At 46.2% G+C, this 20,343-nt stretch carries 15 protein-coding genes; 4 read left to right on the top strand and 11 right to left on the bottom strand.

Annotated elements, in window-relative coordinates:
* The 3 genes from VLX91_07970 to VLX91_07960 all read left to right on the top strand — a co-directional run.
* Nucleotides 1-433: T9SS type A sorting domain-containing protein (locus VLX91_07970; protein ID HUI30139.1), on the top strand; the 433-nt coding region annotated here is incomplete at its 5' end.
* Nucleotides 434-620: 187 nt separating this feature from the next.
* Nucleotides 621-4,295, top strand: a complete 3,675-nt coding sequence (locus VLX91_07965) for a GLUG motif-containing protein (protein HUI30138.1) — start codon at nt 621-623, stop codon at nt 4,293-4,295.
* Nucleotides 4,296-5,092: 797 nt separating this feature from the next.
* Nucleotides 5,093-8,218, top strand: a complete 3,126-nt coding sequence (locus VLX91_07960; GenBank protein HUI30137.1) for a T9SS type A sorting domain-containing protein — start codon at nt 5,093-5,095, stop codon at nt 8,216-8,218.
* 612 nt (nt 8,219-8,830) lie between these two features.
* On the opposite strand, the gene VLX91_07955 is transcribed toward VLX91_07960, so the two are convergent.
* Together VLX91_07955 and VLX91_07950 are read right to left on the bottom strand one after the other, a co-directional pair.
* A complete protein-coding gene (locus tag VLX91_07955; GenBank protein ID HUI30136.1) occupies nt 8,831-9,049 on the bottom strand; it encodes a hypothetical protein in 219 nt (72 codons plus the stop codon).
* A 245-nt stretch (nt 9,050-9,294) separates the two neighbouring features.
* On the bottom strand, nt 9,295-9,999 hold the full coding sequence (locus VLX91_07950) for a hypothetical protein (protein ID HUI30135.1): 705 nt from the start codon (nt 9,997-9,999) through the stop codon (nt 9,295-9,297).
* 66 nt (nt 10,000-10,065) lie between these two features.
* Between VLX91_07950 and VLX91_07945 the strand changes: the two genes are divergently transcribed.
* Entirely contained in the window at nt 10,066-10,506 is a 441-nt protein-coding gene (locus VLX91_07945; GenBank protein HUI30134.1) for a hypothetical protein, read from the top strand.
* A 448-nt stretch (nt 10,507-10,954) separates the two neighbouring features.
* On the opposite strand, the gene VLX91_07940 is transcribed toward VLX91_07945, so the two are convergent.
* The 9 genes from VLX91_07940 to VLX91_07900 form a co-directional block, all read right to left on the bottom strand.
* Nucleotides 10,955-11,263 (bottom strand): PmeII family type II restriction endonuclease, encoded by a 309-nt coding sequence (locus VLX91_07940; GenBank protein ID HUI30133.1) that lies wholly within the window; start codon nt 11,261-11,263, stop codon nt 10,955-10,957.
* Nucleotide 11,264: 1 nt separating this feature from the next.
* The gene (locus VLX91_07935; GenBank protein ID HUI30132.1) at nt 11,265-12,062 is read right to left on the bottom strand and encodes a TdeIII family type II restriction endonuclease; all 798 of its coding nucleotides are present in this window, start codon (nt 12,060-12,062) and stop codon (nt 11,265-11,267) included.
* Nucleotides 12,063-13,766, bottom strand: coding sequence for a DNA methyltransferase (locus tag VLX91_07930; GenBank protein ID HUI30131.1), 1,704 nt, complete (start codon nt 13,764-13,766; stop codon nt 12,063-12,065).
* A gap of 288 nt (nt 13,767-14,054) precedes the next feature.
* Nucleotides 14,055-16,106, bottom strand: coding sequence for a DUF2723 domain-containing protein (locus tag VLX91_07925; GenBank protein ID HUI30130.1), 2,052 nt, complete (start codon nt 16,104-16,106; stop codon nt 14,055-14,057).
* Nucleotides 16,107-16,267: 161 nt separating this feature from the next.
* Nucleotides 16,268-17,734, bottom strand: coding sequence for a nitrilase-related carbon-nitrogen hydrolase (locus VLX91_07920; protein ID HUI30129.1), 1,467 nt, complete (start codon nt 17,732-17,734; stop codon nt 16,268-16,270).
* 306 nt (nt 17,735-18,040) lie between these two features.
* The gene (locus VLX91_07915) at nt 18,041-18,538 is read right to left on the bottom strand and encodes a hypothetical protein (protein HUI30128.1); all 498 of its coding nucleotides are present in this window, start codon (nt 18,536-18,538) and stop codon (nt 18,041-18,043) included.
* 185 nt (nt 18,539-18,723) lie between these two features.
* Nucleotides 18,724-18,951, bottom strand: coding sequence for a type II toxin-antitoxin system HicA family toxin (locus VLX91_07910; protein ID HUI30127.1), 228 nt, complete (start codon nt 18,949-18,951; stop codon nt 18,724-18,726).
* Nucleotides 18,944-19,156, bottom strand: coding sequence for a type II toxin-antitoxin system HicB family antitoxin (locus VLX91_07905; protein HUI30126.1), 213 nt, complete (start codon nt 19,154-19,156; stop codon nt 18,944-18,946). The genes VLX91_07910 and VLX91_07905 overlap by 8 nt, the downstream gene beginning before the upstream one ends.
* A gap of 300 nt (nt 19,157-19,456) precedes the next feature.
* The coding region (locus VLX91_07900) for a serine hydrolase domain-containing protein (GenBank protein HUI30125.1) at nt 19,457-20,343 on the bottom strand (887 nt) is incomplete at its 5' end.

The raw sequence follows: 20,343 nt of genomic DNA, 5'->3' as shown, positions 1-20,343 counted from the left end.
TAGAGGTATGGGCACCAACAGCACGGGCAAATCATACAACTACACCGATAATAAAGTGACCTCTGGTTCTACGTATCAGTATGAAATCCAGAGCGTATCGATTGACGGAACGACTAAAGACTTATCCACACTTTCCGTTACGGTAAATGTACCGAAGACCTATGCTCTTTACCAGAACTATCCGAACCCGTTCAACCCGAGTACCACGATACGATTCGACCTCAAGGAGCAATCGACAGTGGCCCTGGATATTTACAATGTACTCGGACAGAGAGTTCTCGAGAGCAACTACGGAACAATGAGCGCCGGAAGATACGACGAGAACATAAACATGGATAGATTTGCAAGCGGAGTTTATTTATACCGAATTGCGGCTCAGGGAAACAACGGAGAGAAGTTCGTCTCGATAAAGAAATTGATGCTGATAAAATAATGGAACTATGGAATGGTGAATTCGAGGCATGATTACCGAGGTAAGAGCGCGTGCATTCGATAAAGTTGAACCCCGCACGGGCGGGGCGAAATCCCGCTCAGCGGGAAAGCTGATGTTGATGAAATAGACCACGAATCAATCATGGTAAGGTTACAGACTTTCGCAAGGATTGTAAAATGGAGAAGAGATGAAGAAGAACAGGTACTCGATCATAATTGTTGCTACATTTTTCATAATAGTATTCGGAAATATGTCTCTGCCAACGGCACAAGCCCAGACCGCCGCCAAGCCCTCAGGCAGCGGCACACTCGCTGATCCGTACCAGATTGATTCACTCGCAAACCTTCTATGGATCAGCCAGGATTCAAGTTCGTGGGGGGATACATTGGTACAGACCGCCGACATAAATGCGGATGAGACCGTGAACTGGAATTCAGGTGCCGGATTTACTCCGATAGGACATCCAACGGGAACCATTAATTACTTCACCGGCTATTATGACGGCGAAGGCCATACGATCACAGGGCTGTTTATTTCCCAGAGCAGCGGCAATGCCATCGGGTTGTTCGGAGACGCCAACGGTGCAGTAATAAAAAACCTCGGTCTCGACAGTGTGAATATAACCGGCGGCTATCATACCGGCGGGCTTGCGGGAAGCAGTACACTGTCAACTATCGACGACTGTTACATTGCCGGAGTCGTCGATGGAAACGGCGACAACGTCGGAGGACTAGTCGGAGACATACACGGAGGCGTATTGAGTAATTCTCACAGCACCGCAACCGTTAGCGGCGGCAATAATGTAGGCGGGCTCGCCGGTACTAATTACAGTAGTGAGACCGGCACCGGGGGCAACTACGGAACAGCGTCCTCTGTCACTAATTGTTATGCGACCGGTAATGTCACCGGCACCGGAAATTACGTGGGTGGGCTCACGGGGGTAAACCAGTATTATACTCAAATGGAAAAATGTTACAGCTCGGGTAACGTGAGCGGCGCGGAGAATGTCGGTGGGCTCGTTGGTGAAAACATCGGTGTAAACTCAGGTCTGACATCGACGATCGATAGCAGTTACAGCACGGGCTCAGTAATCGGAACTTTAGCTGTCGGCGGCCTGACAGGACAGAATGAACAAGCGGCAGTGATAACGAACAGTCACAGTTCGGGAAATGTCAAATGCACCGGCAACTACTCAGGCGGCTTTGCCGGGGACAACGACGCAAGCAGCACCATTAGCGATTGTTATTGCACGGGCATCGACAGCGGCGCAAACTATGCCGGCGGTTTTACGGGCGCTTGCACAAATGGTGCTGTCATTACAGGGTGTTATAGCGCTGGCACCGTCGTTGGGGGAAGTGATGTAGGCGGACTGGCGGGCGAGCTCTCGGATCCAGCCGGCGAATCGCACATTTACAACAGTTACAGTGCAGACAGTGTCGCTGCCACTGGAAGTTATGTGGGAGGATTGGTCGGCTATGTCTATGAATGCACGGTGAACGACTGTTATAGCTACGGCAAGGTTAGCGGAGGCAGCAGTCCTATCGGAGGATTGGTGGGTTACGGTGGGAACATCACGAACTCTTTCTGGGACACTCAGACTTCAGGTCAGTCAAGCAGCGCCGGCGGATATTCGGAGAACACTTCCTCAATGAATACCGAATCCACCTTTACCGGGAGAGGATGGGATTTCACAAATACATGGGCAATCGATCCGGGCATCAGCAATGGATATCCTGGATTACTGTGGCAGTCCCAGTATGTAGCATCCGCGCCGGCAGACACAACCTATGCTGGTACAAATGTAAGTTGGAGCTCCGCGACACTCAATGGGACGGTGATGTCGCACAAAAGCACGACTACGGTAAAATTTGTTTACGGAACGGTTTCCGGAACTTATCCTGACACAGCTGTCGCTTCGCAAAGCCCATTAAGCGGATGGGACGGTTCATCGGTTTCGGCGAATATTTCAAAACTCAATTCAAGTGCGACTTACTACTACAGGGTTCTCGCCTCCAACTCGTACGGTTCCAGAGAAGGAGTTGAAATCAGCTTTACGACAACAGCCTTCGCGGCGGTCCAACCCTCCGGAACCGGCGTATCGAACGCTGATCCATACCGGATCGATTCACTCCAAAACCTCTATTGGATAACGCAGAACTTAAGCTCCTGGGGATCGCACTTTGTCCAGGATACAAATATAGACGCCTCGACGAGCATCTACTGGAATTCAGGGGCGGGATTTTCACCGATTGGCAACAACTCTATAGCGGATTTCACAGGCACGTATGACGGGAAGGGACACACAATCTCGGGCTTGTTTATTTCTGCGAGCGGTTCCAGCCAAGTGGGAATGTTCGGGGACGCCGCAAATGACACGCTGGAAAATATCGATCTTGTAAATGAAAGCGTGACCGGAGGAAGCGAGGTGGGCGGTCTCGTCGGGTTGAGCGCCTTTTCAGTGATCGATTCATGCTCTGCTTCAGGAAGTGTTAACGGAGGAGCGGGCGGCTACGTTGGAGGACTCATTGGATATAACGATTCTTCTTCAATAAATGGATGCTCGAGTGCAGACACCGTCAATGACGCATCGGGTCAGGGTGTCGGCGGACTTGCGGGAATTAGCGAATTAGGTTCGACATTCACTGATTGTCACGCCGCAGGAAACGTGACCGCAAGCAGTGAAGCGGGAGGACTCATCGGCTATAACACACCCCGATCCACAATTAGTGAATGTTATGCGACAGGAAATGTCACCGTAAGCAGCGGCGGTGAAGCTGCGGGCGGACTTGTCGGTTATAACTATCAGGATTGTCCTGTAGATAAGAGCTACAGCACCGGGACCGTCGCCGGCGGCCAGTATGACACCGGAGGATTGATCGGCTACAATTATTCGAATTGTACCATAACCGACTGCTACAGCACCGGGAACGTCAGTAGCAGCAGTGGCAGCTATGAAACAGGCGGCCTTATAGGTTACAACTACAGTCCGGTGAACTACTGCTATAGCACCGGAGCAGTGAGCGGCACCAACTATATCGGTGGATTGATTGGTTATAGCACATCGTCCACGGTGACCGGCAGTGTCTGGGACACAGGGACCTCAGGCCAATCGACCAGCGCAGCGGGCACATCTGAATCTGACTCCGCAATGAAAGTGGAAGCGACTTTTACGAACGCCGGTTGGGATTTCACCTCTACATGGGCGATAAGCAGCGGAGTCAACGGCGGCTATCCCTATTTGATAAACGTGACGGACCATTCGCTTCCCGTCCAGGCAACCGACTTTCTCGCGACTGCAAATATAGGTTCCGTGAGTCTGACATGGAAAACGCGGAGCGAGGTTAACAACGCGGGCTTCAATGTACTTCGCAAGGATCCTGGCACATCCTCGTTCAGCCTCATTTCAAGTTGCACAAGTAATGACAGTCTGAGGGGTCTCGGTACAAGCAGCTCAGGAAGAAGCTACGACTTCACGGACAACCATGTCGTCTCTGGTGCAACTTATCAATACAAAATTCAGAGTGTATCGACAAACGGAACGACGAAAGATTTGTCCACAATTTCCGTTACAGTAGATGTACCGAGAACTTATGCTCTCTACCAGAACTATCCGAATCCTTTCAACCCATCGACCACGATACGGTTTGATTTGAAGGAGCAATCGAACGTGACACTGGATATCTACAACGTGCTTGGACAAAGGGTGCTTGAGAACAATTACGGAACGATGAACGCCGGAAGATTCAACGAGGTGGTGAACATGGACAGGTTCGCAAGCGGAGTGTACTTCTACAGAATTCTGGCGCAAGGAAGTGACGGTCAGAAGTTTGTGTCAATGAAGAAATTAGTTTTGATGAAATAATCTTGGGATAAAGTTCGCCTTCTTCGAGGCTGATACATTGCGGAAAACGACCTTTCGTGTAAAATCGAATCCATCGGTAGCGTCTCATTTTGGTTTTATCTACGACCTACGGCCTCCCTACGGGGTCTACGACTCGACGAGCCGAGCCGTCGGCCTCGTAGAGGGTCATACCTACGGTATCGTAGATAGATCGTAGAGATGCCGTAGGCACGCAAAGCTCGCAGAGGAAGAAACGCAGAGATCGCAAAGTGCCGCCTTGTTGACAACTCAACTCGATGAGCGGGAAAAACTTACTTTTTTCTCTGCGTGCTTTGCGATCACTTCGCGTCCTTTGCGTGAAACATATTCAAATCGATACACCACCAATCCATCTTGTTTTTTGCGGTAGTCTAAGCTATTATGTGCCTGTAAAATGATTGCGCGATATGCTCCAAAATAATTTTCCTTTCTATGTACAGTTCCCAAATAGATACTTTTCCGTCTCCATTGGTTAAAGGCGGAGTTTAGCAGCCTTAAGGCTTTTTATATAGATTCTTGACATAGTCCCGAAAAAGTAGATTGAGCAGCACTAACTGATCCACCTGCTTTAGCGGGTATCCGAAATTGACGAACCACATTTATGTCATTTCCGCTCGGGGGCGTCCGGAAAGACAGTAATGCTTTTTTATAAAGCCGTGACACAAAGTCGGGGAGCGAAACCAGGAACTTTGCGACGTTAGAAGTCTTCGGAAGGCTAACTTCGCCTGCTTCGCTGTTAGGAAAATATTATTCATAACAAAGAGTCCGGAAGAAACATCATGAGATATTTTCGTTACATTAAGTCTTTTTCCCGACTGAAACATTCGGGAATGACGTTATTAGCCCTGTCGCTGGCATTTGTCTATTCCATGGCAATTGCGCAGACGACAAATGGCACATCCCCATGGATGATGCGGCAAACCAAGGAGGATTCCCTTTGGGGGTACCACCATCACTTAAATAGTGCTTACGAGGCGGATGGAAAATTTCAGCGAATGCCTTCCGCGAGTAAGTCAGGCAGCGGCAAATTGGTATCCACCATGATTTCTCCGGGGAACAGGAAAACGGTTGATGATGGAACAACCACACTTCAAACGAATCTTCCGATTACAAATGACCAGGTGTATGAACTGCTTTTTGATGCAAAACACAACCTCATCTATCTTGGCGGGGTGTTCAGTTACGTCGGACCCAATACCGGCTATGGAGTTGCTCTTGATACTGCAACAGGAAATGTGGAATCGGGCTTCCCGTATGTAAGCGGAGAAGTTTTTGCTGCGGCACCGGACGGGTCAGGGGGATGGTATATCGGCGGAAGTTTTACCTCTGTTGGTGGCATAAAACTCTTCAATCTCGCACATATCAACGCGGACAAAAGTGTCGACGCAAGCTGGGATCCGAATCCGCACGATACAGTTTGGGCGCTTAAAGTCTCCGGATCAACAGTTTATGTGGGTGGAGAATTCAATGACGGTGGCGTTCCTGGAGTGACCATCGGCGGTGCGGACAGGAATTACATCGCAGCCATATCCGCATCAGGTACTGGCTCAGCGACAAGCTGGAACCCAAACGCGAACGGTTGGGTCTATGCTCTTGCGACCTCCCCCGATGGCGATACGGTTTATGCGGCTGGATGGTTCACGGCTCTCGCGGGTGGAACGGTAACCAGAAATCATATAGCCGCTATAGACGCATCCACGGGTAATGCGACAAGCTGGGATCCCAATGCGAACGATGATGTCTTTGGGCTTGCGGTTTCCTCCGACGGGAAGACAGTTTATGCGGTTGGACGTTTCAACGGTACTGGCAGCATTGGCGGTGCCGACAGAAATCACATCGCAGCGATAGACGCATCGACGGGTAATGCGACAAGCTGGAATCCGAATGTGAACAATATTGTAACTGCACTTGCATTTTCTGCTGATGGCACGATTATCTATTGCGGTGGAGGATTCACGAAAGTTGGCGACTCGACGAGGAATCAACTCGCAGCTATAAGCTTATCTACAGGTAATGCGACAAACTGGGATCCAAATGTGAACGGCCCCGTATTTTCTCTTGCCGTCTCTCCCAATGGGACAGGCGGGTCAACCGTTTATGCGGGTGGAGATTTCACGACTCTTGCGGGTGGAGCAGTAGCCAGAAATCGTATAGCAGCTATAGATGCATCTACAGGTACTGTGACAAGCTGGAATCCGAATGCGGGCGGTGATGTCGGGGCTCTTGCAGTCTCTGGCTCAACAGTCTATGCCTGCGTAGCTTTCCCGAGTGTCGGCGGACAGACGAGAAATAATATCGCAGCCGTGGATGCATCAACAGGAAATGTGACAAGCTGGAATCCGAATGCGAACAGTACTGTTTCTGCTCTTGCGCTTTCTCCCGATGGCAATACGGTTTATGCAGGTGGAAGCTTCACAAGTGTTGGGGCACAGACGAGAAATTACATCGCAGCAATATCTGCGTCAACTGGTAGTGCGACACCATGGAACCCGAATGCGAACGCCGACGTCTATGCACTTGCGGTCTCTCCAGATGGCACAATTATCTATTGTGGTGGAGGTTTCTCGAACGTTGGCGACTCGACGAGGAATTACATTGCAGCCATAGCTGCAACAGGCACTGGCGCAGCCACAGGCTGGGATCCGAATGCGAACGGCGGTGTCTTTGCGCTTGCGCTTTCTCCCGATGGCAATACGGTTTATGCGGGCGGAGGCTTCGGGGACTTTAGTGGTTTCTTGGGAACGGGGACCATTGGCGGTGCGATGAGGAACGGCATCGCTGCGATAGATGCAAATCCGAGCAGCATAACCTATGGAAAAGCCATCACAACTTGGAATCCGAATGCGAACGGCGATGTTTTGGCACTCGCGGTTTCTTCCGATGGTAACACGATTTATGCGGGTGGAGACTTCACGATGCTTGAGGGTCTAACTGTGACGAGAAGTTACATTGCAGCGATAGATGCGGATGGCACTCTGAAAGGATGGAATCCGAATGCGGACGGTTCCGTACTTGCTCTTGCCGTAGATGGCTCGACAGTCTATGCGGCTGGATGGTTCAGGACTCTCGCGGGCCTAACTGTGACGAGGGGCTGCATTGCGGCGATAGATGCATCAGGTAATGCGACAAGCTGGGATCCGAAATTGAATCCGAATGGAGACGATTACGTCGATGCTATTGCGCTCTCATTCACAAATAAGAGAGTGTATATAGGCGGACTTTTCCAGTCGGTTGAAGGAACAGACTCCTACAATTTCGCCGGCATGGATAACCCGGGAGACGTTTCACTTCCCGTTCAGGCGACGGACTTCAATGCAACATCCGATGTCGGTTCGGTTACGCTTTCATGGAGCACACAATCGGAAGTCAATAACGCGGGATTCAATGTGCTAAGGCAAAGCATTTCGGATGTCGGATTGCGTATTGCGGATTGGGAAACAATCGCAAACTACAAGACAGACGACGGTTTGAAAGGACTTGGCACAAGCACGACTGGGAGAGCGTACCAGTTTGTCGATACGAAAGTGAAGTCGGGAGCCGCTTACAATTACAAGATCCAGAGCGTCAACTCACAATCAATGGCAACGAGTGACTTAACGACTCTTTCCGTGACCGTTGACGTTCCGAAATCTTATGCTCTTTACCAGAACTATCCAAACCCGTTCAACCCAAGTACCACGATACGATTTGACCTAAAGGAACAATCGAGTGTTGCCCTGGATATTTACAATGTACTCGGACAGAGAGTTCTCGAGTACAACTATGGGACAATGAATGCCGGAAGATACGACGAGAACATATACATGGACAGATTTGCGAGTGGAGTTTACTTTTACAGGATAGCAGCGCAAGGGAATGACGGAGAGAAGTTCGTTTCGATAAAGAAATTGGTGTTGATGAAGTAGGGTCTTACTCACCCCCTTGATCCCCCTCTCTAAGTTTAGAGAGGGGGGAAACCGACCGCACACGAGTTATATGCGGGGGTAAATTCCATCGGAGAGGGTGAGTATATCCGGACGCAATGTATTTCTACAGCATCGCAGCTGAAGGAAACAACGGAGAGAAGTTCGTCTCGATAAAGAAATTTGGCACTGGCTCAGTTTCGTTCTCGTGGTCATTCCGGCGAAAGCCGGAAACCAGTCTTTAGCTCTGGATGCCAGCTTTCGCTGGCATGACAGTCGTTGTTTTGTTTGTGATTTTCAGATTGCGGGGCAGAATAAAGGGTGGGATTGTAAAAAAGGAAATTGAAACTCAGAACTGCGAGAGGAGCTTGTCATAGTCCGAATGAGAGCCGATCCAAAACCATGTAACTTTATCCCCATCTCTTAAGCCGAGGGCTCTCCATTGCTTTCCTATCCTCACAGATCAAACCTCTTCTTCCGTATGAACCTTCTTGAATTGCAGACTCTTGTGAAAAGGATCAGTTGCCCATATGTTGTAGGTCTTCCTTGCTTGACTCTTAACTTACTCAGGAAGCTGGTAAAAACATTTGCGAAAATCCTCAGTCAGAGAGGAGATCACAACTCATCCCAACCGGCCTTTGTCGTTCGCCCTCCGGCTATATCTTCTTTGACTTTTTTTGCTATGGCAGCGAGTTTGTCCTGCGAATTAGCAAACTGTTCGTTCCACAGCTTTTCGTCATCGAGTTCTTCCAGGATGATCTGCGCCATGCTATCCTGTTCGTCCTCAGACAGCCTCTTTATCCTTGATATTGCATTTTCAAGCAGTTTTGTCATCCGGCGATCTCCTTTCGCTTGAAAGATAAAATTCAATTTTAAAATGTTCAAACCCTCCAGGCGATGGTGTTGATGAAGTAGGCGAAGAGGAAAAGGCGGACCGCCACTTCGCAGGCGGCGATGGCATCGAAATGTTCCTTCCTGTCTCGCTACCAACTCACCTCCTTAGTCCCCCTCTCTAACAGGTTAGAGAGGGGGACAGGGGGCATCTAGTTCCCACGCGGAGCGTGGAAACTAGAAGAGAGTTACTTCGTCCCTGCCGCCTGAGGTTTGGTCGTCGGCTGCGGCGGGTGCTTGTGTCTTATCCCCGTCGCTTTCACAGGCCTGAGCAAATTGTACTCGTTATAGAAATCGGGGTCGGTACTTTCGTATGACCGCATCGTGTCGTCCATGTCGTCGAGAATAGCGTCTGCTTGAACGAACAGGCCGTACAGGGCTTGCCTTATCGTTGACGCTTCAGACGACCCGGCTTCCCGCGAACCTATCATTCCTCCGAATGTGTCGATGCGGCTCTTCAGGTCCGCAAGCATCGCGTCGTCCACGCCGTAGGCTGTCAGCTTCGAAGCATTTGCCACCGCAGCCTTTAGTATCGCGTTCGCGAAATCACGCTGCTCCGTGTCTCTTTTCATGGCTACCCTGGAATCGGATATATCGGTCAGGTCTTGCAGCGCCGAATCGCCGGTTTTCCGCGCGATCGATCTCAGGTTTGCAATGATCCGGTAGAGCAGGTTGAGCATCGAATCACGTGCACTGGCCTTTGCCTCCGTCTTGCCGCCTTTGACCGCCGCAATAAGTTCTTCGTCCTTTGACTTGATGCTGGCCACGACATTGTGAAGCGCGGTGATCTCATCGGCAAGCGCCGTGATCATTGGCCCCGCAGGTTTCTTCTCGATGAAGAATTGATCCACCGCCTCGTACATCGTGTTCCTGTTTTCGTGCTTTTTGTCCATAGTTTGTCCCTTCTGTTTGATGGTTGGTTATTGAGTTTGATTGAATATTTCAAAACGGTCGTCAAAATGGATCGGACGACCGCCGATAATTCTCCAGCGATGGTCAATATGGAAGTGACGATTACCGATATGGCCGCGACGAACCTCAATATGGCCCCGACGATTGTCGATATTATCCCGACGACTACCAATATTACGCCGTCGAACGTCGATATCATCATGACGAATGCCGATATCGACTTGGCGATCATCGAAATCAGCGCGGCGACACTCAATATTGCAGAGTCGGTGGTCGATATGGCCCCGGCGATCGTCAATATGGCCCGGACGAGCGGCGATTTCTTCCGTACTAACGGCTTCCGGAAGTGTCCGTTCCTCAATATCTCGGTTCAGACGCGCATCCAGGCGTATCCATGTATCTATATCAAGGTGCATCATAGCTTACATGCATTCGTCGCCATGCAAAAACGCACGGCGGCGCTTCATTTCATTTGGATGGTGCTGTGAGTCCCTCTGACAGGACTGCGCTCGATCTCCTCGCAGCCGAGACGGTTTGCCCAAACAGCAAACTGCTCAGGCTTAAAGATGGTATTTCGCGAAAGAGGATCCCGCCCCTGGCGGGATTACAATTGGTTCAGTCTTAAGTTTGAGGGGTGGCACGACCTCTCGCCTCTCGGTTTAAATGTATATCATGGAGATGGTGAAGTCAAGAAGAAAATGAAGGCCATGGCATTTTTTTGCGAGAGAGGTACGCGGGGAATATGCTCGGTTGTCGTGAGTAACTCAGTAACGTATCACTGCACGCGATAGCGCCACCCTGCGGGGTGGCGGTCACGGGATTTAATGAGAACGTAAAAGAGGAATGAATAGGATAAGCGAAAGCGACAGCGTTTTTGAGCTTACTAGGCGAGGTAAATCTACAGAATCGTTTGTCGGGAAAAACTTAAGCGGACTCTTAGTTCCCGCTATTGAAGTGTGCTAGCTTGTTCCAGTCGATTTTGCCATCGGGCGAGCAAAATTCTTCTACGAATTGTTGAGTAAATATGTTGACTATTCGTGAATACACTTCCAGGAAGTTCTTGTGCTTTCTTAAAACTATTTTGTTTGAGGAGAGATAAGCGTAGAGTAAATACTTCACTATCTGTTCTGCTGTAAAGACTTGCGTAGATCGAAGGACGTAAGGATTTATTTTTTTCAGGACATCGGATAATTGCAAATCCTTTAGATGAACAACTCTTTTTTGAGAAGAAGTACTCTCAATCAAATTAGCTCCCACGTTTACCAAAAGAGTTATTAAATTTTGAAAAGTAATTATCAATTTCTGGGCGAAGTTCTATTCCCGCTGTTTCGAAGCAATCGAGTAATTCGTTATATGTCCCTTTCCCTGCAAGAAAATCCCAGAACTCGTCCGCAACTTTAACTTCATTTTTTAGATCTAACATCCCTTTCATTGTCCACCGTTTATATGGCTCTGGCTCATAAGGATTATAAGGTATTGAAATAAGAGTGTTTACTTTTGCTTGCGGATTCTTAAAGAAATAAATTGCCAACCATTCTAACATATTTCTCTTGTAAGAAATAAAATCGCCTTTGTTTGGTTTAACCGTTTTAAGGTCAAACATAAAAACTTCGTTTGATTTAGAAATCAAGAACAAGTCAACTTTTACAGACCGTAAACTATTTTGTTTTCCTTTTTGAGCTGCGTTTCTAATTTGTTCTGTCTCTTCTTTTTTATTCACATCACCCCCTACCGATAGATTGTTCATAATTTTTTGAATTTCATTTTGGGCACCAGAGGTAATTGTTTTACCTAATTCATATTGACAGTGAACTTCCTTAAAAGTTGGACGTGCTAATTCGAGGGCAACTGGTTCATATATCGAAGCACCAAAAGTAGTATTCAATGATTGAATAAATGAGAACAACGCCATCCTATCTTTTCCAAGCAACCGGTAGTGAAACGGCATGTTATCAGTCTCGGGTTTGTAATTTTCAAACTTACTACGAAGACAAACTTTTATGACCTCCACAATTCGATTCTTATCATCTTTTGATAATGCCATCTATTTTCCTTTCAAATGGAAAATTGTTTCCGCATATGCAGACTTGTCTCTCTCAGTGCGATTTAAAACTGGTCGTTTGAAACGTTCCACTATATGCATCCCCGCATTCTCAGCAATGTCAGGATATAGATTCCATTTGTCGTTTGCCACCAAAAATACATCGTAATCCTTTGCTAAAAACTGCTTGCAGTTTGTCAGAACTTCAGCGATGCCTTTTGCATAATTCTCCTTTGCTTCCCGACCCTGCCCGTTCGCCATACGACCGATTTCTAATTCATCTTGCCGTTTGAAACCAAACAGATCATAAGCATAAGCGTGCTGTTCATGATAGTCAATTAATCCCACATACGGTGGACTGGAAAATATGCCTCTGATCTTTTCTTTCTTGATAAGCGCGGCAAATGTCTGATCGTGTTTTTCAATTTCCCCCAAAATGTCAATGGCCTTGCTATCTCCTGTTAGACAATATTGGAATGTTTCTGTTCGCAGCCTCTTGAATTGCGCCAAACGCATCGCAGTATCTTTGGTGTATGTCTCCCACCATTTCAAAATAGAGAAGAGCGGCTTGCATATTTTACCATGCTTTGCACAATAATAAGTGCTTGTAACAGGCTCAAGAAGTGTCGCCAAATCTGCATGGGTGGTGGCACGACAGGAACGAATCGTTCGGCTTAGGATAATGCTGACAATTTTCTTGGTGTCGTGGTTCTTGATCTTTTTTATTTCACCAAAGACAAACTCGATTTCATTGCGAATATGAGGAGAATACCATTTATCCAAGAAAGTGTCTTCCTTGTCCTGCCGAACTTTGATATGGTACTCCTTTACGAGATTCTGGAAGATCGGTAGAAATTCTTTGTCTTTTTCCGCTCCGTATGATTCTTCGTCAATTTCTTCCCGTTTAACTTTGTATTTGTATTCCGGCACCGGAAAGAATTCATTGTTAAACTTATATAGCTCCTGTAATAGTCTTTCTTCAAACTCTAAGGTATGGGAGTCGGCAAGAAATTCCTTCAATGCGATGGTTATTCGTTGAATCTCTTTATGAACGTCGATAAGATCGAATTTCGTGATCTTACAATTGCTGATTAGTGCATTAAATGCGGAAACATCGATGCCGACGGCGTGCATGCCAAGTTCATTTGCTTGTACCAGCATTGTTCCGCTTCCGCAAAACGGATCGAGAATAATGTCTCCTTTATGAAAGTACGCTTTCTTCTTAAAAGCGTCGGTATGTTCGTCCAGAAAGTACTCGACCAATTGCGGAATGAATTTTCCTTTGTACGGATGCAACCTGTGCACATGCTTCGTCGTCTCCGCTTCTGTGTATTGGTCGAATGAGAGTGCCCAGTTTAAATCTTTTCCGAGTTGATCTTTCCATGTTATTTCTCTGCGACCGTTGAAGGATTGATAATAATTTTTCAACTCCTGCATCGAAATTTGCGCGGTGCCATTCTCGCCGTGTTTTCGCACCCGACCGTATTGAATCAAATACGAGATATTTGATGGTGTTACTTTCTTTCCAAGGTGGTTGGTCGCCCATTCCGCAGCTTCTTTGATGCTTAACAAATCAGATTCTGTTTCAAATAAACCGAGAACAGGATGAGCTTTGTATTTAGGTTTTTGTTCTCCAACCTTCGACTTAACAAGATTATATTTCTTGTCGGTCAGGTCGATTCTTTTTTTTGTTCTCGATTTGGGCATGGATTATTCTTATTGTGAACAAAGATAGCAAAACATGATAGGAGATTCCATTAAGGCAACCCGACATTTCCAACATGTTATGGAGAGTATCACATGTTTGCTTTCTTACTGCAAAGCACATTTAAAATTATGATTAGCGGAGGAGAAATAAAAACTGTTTTCCCGCAACAGCCTCCGGAACAAGGTATGAAGCTGCGTCAGGAACGGAGGGTATATGATAATCGAGCATCTCGTTCCGATCCACGTTTCCTTGCTTTTTGTCCGATAATGATCGAAGTACGACATATATTAGTGAGAGCACAATTGTACCTTTATTTCATTAATTTCCTTCAGTACTTCCTTATCTGGTCGGAGTCTTTCTACAGGTAACTTATCAATCATTTCATTATAATACTTCTTAGCATTATTGATCTCATGCTTTCTTAATTTGTCGTTGATCAGATCTAAAAATATTCCATAGTAGAAATTGCCTATGTCCAAAGAAGCATCTTCAAGATGAACTGAATTGTTATCGTAGCCTTCGAGGTTGTATTTGCGAATGTGATCCTCGACAGCCTCTATATTTGTCTTTGTAGATGAATCTGGAACAAGTTTGAAGACCAATCCCTCATCGACTAGATAGGTTCTTAGCCATTCATTTAATTCGGCATCAAGTCCTAGTTTGATGAAATAAATTGGTCGTCTCCATCTATTCGCTCTTATAATATCGAACAACGCTATGTCTTGCGGCCAAACAGAACTGTCATTTCTGATCGCGGGCAAGGAAAAATTAACCAATCGCGTACTCGTGTGATATTCTCTTTGTACGGATGAATCCAATGGTATTTCACAATTAGCGATCTTCCATTTTGGACGAAAAGCATTACATGTCTCAAGCTTCTTCCCAACAGATGGAAAATTCTTATCATGTCGCTCTTGTTGTTTAAGATACCAATCCAAATTTAATAAGGATAAATTGCATCCTGTTATATCAGATCTGAATCCTTCGCCAATTTGAACATATAGTTCAGGAAAAAGGTTATTATCCCCGTTACTAAATAATATACCACCCCTATCAACGGATTCCAGAATGTTTCTTGCATGGTTGTATGCTATCCTATTATTTGAGTTATTTCGAGACGGTAAATTTCTGTTCAGTTGAACCAGGAAGGTAAAAACCAGAACGAGAATTAAAATCGACGTAGTGACAACTTTGGTCTTACCATTAATTTTCTTAAGTAGTTCGAACAAAAAGCAAACCCCGGCAAAAATAAAGACTGCGAAAATGACAAAGGTAGGAAGATAATGACGGTCAATCGTTCGAAAGTAATTCTCGGGAACGTTGAAATTTATTATAGAAACTGCAACTGTGAGGACGAAAAAAATTAACAACGTCCAACCCAACTTTTTATTCAGCGTTATGAGGTAAGCGATACCTAATATTCCTAAAATTGCCGGGACGAATCCAAGTACAATGCTTGATTTATCAAGAAAACAAAATTGCCCGCCGAATATTTTGAAATAATAGGGCACTTGGTAAGACCAGAAAGGGGCTTTGCGTGCAATTATATCCAATAAAAAGCCACCTCCATACTGTATTAGCGAGATGAAATCCCACCAACGCTGAATATCATTTGTCTCTCCCAAATTCATCATCGGGTCTCTTAAAGACATGGGAATGTATAGTAATTGTGCCGATAAGCCTAGCATGACTCCCAAGAACGCCGCTAAGTAAGTTTTCAAACTCTTGATAAGTTTATAGTTCCTGACCAACATCAACACAATAATTCCGGGTATAAGCACTGCATTTGTGCGATGAACGCTAAAATCAACTCCCAACAAAAGGGTAATCGCAAAAATGTACTTCCATGAAATCTCTGAATCAGCCGCTGTCCACCACTTTAATAGAACCCATAGAATCAGCACGGTAAAAAGTGCCGTCAGAATATATGGTGCAAAGATTGTAGAATATTCCCAAAGACTTGAACTACACATTATTATCAATGATGTAATAATCAAAGCACAATTTTCTATTGGCCCAAGATCATACAGGTTATCGTTGTGCCATCTTTGTATTTCTCTCCAAAGAAGAAATGAAGCGTATACTGTTAAAGCACCAATAAGACCAGCGAATAGATTCAAATCGAGGGCTGGATTTAACGGGATAATCTTTACCGCCAACCATCCAAGAGCTGTCAATATTATTGATCCCGGCGCTCCGGTTATTCCAAGGCAAACTGCCGCTGCGGAATATTCGCTTGACTCCCACCATGTTATAGTTGGAAATGCTGTTAACCAATAGATGGATACCCCAAGAATCAAAATTATGTACGGTGTAAAATTAGTGAATTTCTCGTTCATGTTTTTAGCTTTTCAGGTTGTCACATTTATATAATAATCCACCTTTAGCACGGCCTCCAGCGTACCTCGCTCGTGTCACAAAATGAACACCATGGTATAAAATAATCGAGCATCTTTTTTGCGCGTGTTAACCGCAACACAATGTTTTCGCAACATCACCGCTATTCCTTAGTTGAGGTCATATCCGCTTTACGCTGGAACAAAGACGATACGATAATTATCAGAAATCCGATGATGCAAAGCCAGGCGAATAAATCTCCTACCACAGAATACACGGTAGGTCCCCCTTTCATAGGTACGTCGGAGTAAAGAATTAAATCGTTGGTTCTATAAAAATCTTGCGACGATATCACCTGTCCTTTATAATTGAATGAAGCGGAGAATCCCTGGGATACTGCCCTGACCAAATTGAATCCCTGCTCGAGCGCTCTGATTGATGCGACGTATGTGTGGTATGGAGCAATTTCTTTCCAATCGTTTCCGGGGACCAGCATCATATCGATGTTCATGGTGTGAACCTGGCGAATAAGTGCGGGGAAATCCATATCGAAACAAATTGCAGAACCAATACGCCCGTACGGCGAATCGAAATATCGTATCACACCGTCACCGTACGATCCTTCACCTGGAGTTGGTTTGGCCTTGCAATAAGTGAAGAGTAGCTGCCCACCGGGTGAAATCCATGTGATTTTATTTATAGAGGGAACCCGCGGATAGCCGTTCGGGAAAATACACATCGGCAGCCCTAAGTAGATGCTGTCTTTCTGAGCTATCGCCTTCGCTCTTTCTACGAATGCAGTCTCCCTGTCGAACGGCAGGTTTATAAGTTCCTCTGTTCCAAAAACAATCCGTGCTTGTGAAGAAGCGGCGATATCGCAATTGCCTAAGAAGTCATTGTTGATTTCTTGTGTGATCGAATCATTGTTCGCCTTAAAACGATTTTCCCAGTATGTCTTGCGAATGTTGATCGAAGCGACTCGTATGGTCTTGGATTCAACCGGTATGGATAATCGAATTTGACCGAAAATGATGACGACCAGAACCGGCAATGCGTAAGCCCAAAAAGCCTGGCGAAGTATCTTTTTCGCAAATGCATGATCCCAAAGCCAATTAACTACAGATGCTGTCCATGTAATGACAAATGTCACTCCCCAAATGCCGGTAAGAGAAACGAGTTGTAACAGTGGCAACGACGATTGCGTATGTGCCAGCGTTCCGTACGAACCCGATGGATTTGTCGAGACAACAATGTATTCCATGGTTACGTAGATGGAAGGGAATACGAAAGTCGAAACAATTCCTTTCAATCGCCGGGAAAATATCCGGTCGATGACAAAGGTGAGTGAAGTAAAGACGCTCATCATCAGCATCAGAAAATAATAGAAGAAGCCTGAAGCCGGCATCATTCCTTTCCAGATGAAGATGTTCGAGACCCATCCGGCAATTATCAGGAATACAAATCCTTTGAAGGGTTTTTGGAACCGGAGAAACCTTATTAAGAATATCGGAGAAGCAAATGCCGCCGCCGGTAAAATCCATCTTCCGTTGGAAAAGAAAAGGAATGCGAAACCTAACAAGAGATAAAAATAGGAAGGATTAACTCTTGTTTTGATAAATGAACTCCACATTGTCGTTCCTTATCTTAATGAAGTTGATAATTCATTGCCTGTCGAAGTGCACGTCTTGCCGCTAGTTGCGGCTAACTGCCATAAGAATGAATTTCTTTTTTCCGCCACCGGCAGCATTTTATACGTACTATTAGATTTTTATTGCAAAGCACGGTTAAAATTATGATTAGCGGAGGAGAAATAAAAACTGTTTTCCCCGCGGCTGGCCCTGGAACAAACTATGAAGCCGGGTCAGGGGCAGAGGGTACATAATAATCGAACGTCGCGGTTGGCGTTGTTGTGCGCAGGAGCGAATGAAGGCGCCGTTCACCTCTTCCTATGTCCTTCATCAATCCAGCAGTACCATCCTTGCAGGAGATTGCCGACTCCTACAGTCAAACACTTCTTTCGTCCATTTACGATGAGCAACACGCTGAGCGCGTATTTATCCTTACGTTTGAAACAGTTCGACGGCAATTGGTCTTGTGGGAAACTTGTGCCCGCAACCCAATAACATACACTGAAATCGTGTCCAGAGTCTGGTGTCACGGTCGCTTCGTTTACTATATCAGCGGTGTCTCCGTCAACGATCTCAACTTGTACACTATCTGTCAAATCACAATAGAACGTAAGGTAACCGCACATGAGGCCTTTCGTTGTGCGCGTTACAGTAGGTGGAGAGAATGGAGTTGGCCAGGAAGTCCAGAACACGTGTGTGGAATCTTCAAAGTAAACTTGATGACGGCTACGGTGGTCCTTTAGCTCTTGACCGCTCATCGACTGAACCACTACCTCAACTAGAACTGCAACGAATATGTATTTCATAATGGCGCGCAAACCAATGTTCCTATAGCTACTTCAAATGCGCCTTGCCGCTAGTTTCTTTACTGCAAAGCTTAAATTATGATTAGCGTAGAAGAAATAAAAACTGTTTTCCCCGCGCCGGAAGAAATTGTGAGGGTGAGATAGAGGTAGGGGGAAAAAGAGGATCCACTCCATGATTTTTTCAGCTAAAGATTCTTTATAAACTCTTCCACTTCTACTTTTGCGAGTTTGAGTATTCCATGTAGCGTCCCCACCTTCAGTTCTTTGTGCAATGGTACGACACAACCAACATCCCCTGCAGGAGACGACTTCTTCAGGATGACATGGCTGCCTCTCTGCCGAATTTGAATAAATCCAAGCCGCTCGAGCGCCTTTATCGCCTCCCGTCCAGAAATACCGTGCGGGTCAGGCATTGACTGCTGCTTCAAAAGTCGTCAGAAGCGGCTTCTCAATCTCTTTCAGAGGGAATTCCTCCAGGTATAACTCCGTTGCTTCCTTAAGATTAGAGACAGCTTCCTCTACAGTCGATCCCTGACTAACGGTTCCAACTTCAGGACATTCAGCCACATACATATCTTCTTCACGATGAAGGACAGCGGAGAACGTCTTTACGGTCATTTCAGGTTCCTTTTTCTATAATATAATAAATTCTGGTCATACGTGGCAGATAACCACATGGAACCACACATTACTCGCAGGCTAAAGGCCCCATGTCGTTTGTTTCTTTATTGCAAAGCTTAAATTATGATTAGCGGAGGAGAAATAAAAACTGTTTTCCCGCGGCTGCCTCTGGAACAAAGTATAGAGGTGCATCAGGGGCGGAGGGTACATAATAATCGAACGTCGTGACGCGGCATGTTAGGCGCAGTGTGCCGTTCCATTGTAGTGACGACATCAACAAATTTGATAAACTCATACTCACTGCTTTTTCTCGGAGGCAAACGGTAGTGGATCGTAAAGTGCACGGCATAATCCTTCAGTGTAGTTGGCTTTTGCGGCAAGATATGCCGAAACGTTCGTGAGTACAACCACGCCGACTCTAGTATTTCTCTCGAAAATTATCCCGCACGTATATCCTGGTGTAGCTCCAAACGCTCCCTGATGAACTTTGCCACGCTCGCTGTAGGGCGCCCAGCCAAGCGCTCCCGAAAAGTGCTCGTCGAATTGCTTTGTCGGTTTCTGGGCAAGGTAGAAGTACGTGGTATCGGTCATGTTTGCTCTAAGATATTTCACAAGGTCTCTGGCAGAGGACTTTATCCCGCCGCAACCAATAAGCGCATCACTATCGCCGTCGCCAAATGGAAGCAGATCGCCGTTTGGATATCTTCCATGGACCATCCGGCGTTCGCGATCTGGTGTGAGTTCAACGAATGTGTTAGACATTCCCAATGGCCTGCAGATCGTTTCAAACATAAGTTCTTCGTATGATTTCTTCGAAATCAGAGTCAAGATGTGGCCGAGCAGACCGCCTCCAAGATTTGAGTATATCCTCTTTTCACCAGGCGTTGATTGCAGAACCAGTTGGTGCGACAGGTAATCGTATAATCGTTCCGTGCCGTAGTTTTTGTAAGGAGCATACCGGTCAAACGGATGTTTAGCATCGTTCCTCACGTTGGTCGGTTCAAAAGGGAGCCCAGACGTATGATCTGCAAGTTGAACAAGGGTCATTTCTTTTCCGTTGAGCGAGGATTGATTCAAAGTGATGGGGAGATAATTTTTTACAGGATCATCTTTCTTGACTTTTCCGTCGTACACGAGCTTTGCAAGCATGGTACCCGTAAAAGTCTTCGTGATGGAACCTATTT

Source organism: Candidatus Acidiferrales bacterium (assembly GCA_035515795.1).
Lineage (GTDB): Bacteria > Bacteroidota > Ignavibacteria > Kryptoniales > JAKASW01 > JAKASW01.
The sequence above is the reverse complement of the archived record's forward strand: the minus strand, read 5'-3'. Positions and strand labels throughout refer to the sequence as shown.

Coding starts and splice junctions, on each gene's coding strand:
- VLX91_07910 (HUI30127.1), bottom strand. CDS start 18,951: ATGCCTGACCCGCACGGTATTTCTGGACGGGAGGCGATAAAGGCGCTC.
- VLX91_07955 (HUI30136.1), bottom strand. CDS start 9,049: ATGACAAAACTGCTTGAAAATGCAATATCAAGGATAAAGAGGCTGTCT.
- VLX91_07920 (HUI30129.1), bottom strand. CDS start 17,734: ATGTGGAGTTCATTTATCAAAACAAGAGTTAATCCTTCCTATTTTTAT.
- VLX91_07965 (HUI30138.1), top strand. CDS start 621: ATGAAGAAGAACAGGTACTCGATCATAATTGTTGCTACATTTTTCATA.
- VLX91_07945 (HUI30134.1), top strand. CDS start 10,066: ATGGATCGGACGACCGCCGATAATTCTCCAGCGATGGTCAATATGGAA.
- VLX91_07950 (HUI30135.1), bottom strand. CDS start 9,999: ATGGACAAAAAGCACGAAAACAGGAACACGATGTACGAGGCGGTGGAT.
- VLX91_07935 (HUI30132.1), bottom strand. CDS start 12,062: ATGGCATTATCAAAAGATGATAAGAATCGAATTGTGGAGGTCATAAAA.
- VLX91_07915 (HUI30128.1), bottom strand. CDS start 18,538: ATGAAATACATATTCGTTGCAGTTCTAGTTGAGGTAGTGGTTCAGTCG.
- VLX91_07905 (HUI30126.1), bottom strand. CDS start 19,156: ATGACCGTAAAGACGTTCTCCGCTGTCCTTCATCGTGAAGAAGATATG.
- VLX91_07925 (HUI30130.1), bottom strand. CDS start 16,106: ATGAACGAGAAATTCACTAATTTTACACCGTACATAATTTTGATTCTT.
- VLX91_07930 (HUI30131.1), bottom strand. CDS start 13,766: ATGCCCAAATCGAGAACAAAAAAAAGAATCGACCTGACCGACAAGAAA.
- VLX91_07960 (HUI30137.1), top strand. CDS start 5,093: ATGAGATATTTTCGTTACATTAAGTCTTTTTCCCGACTGAAACATTCG.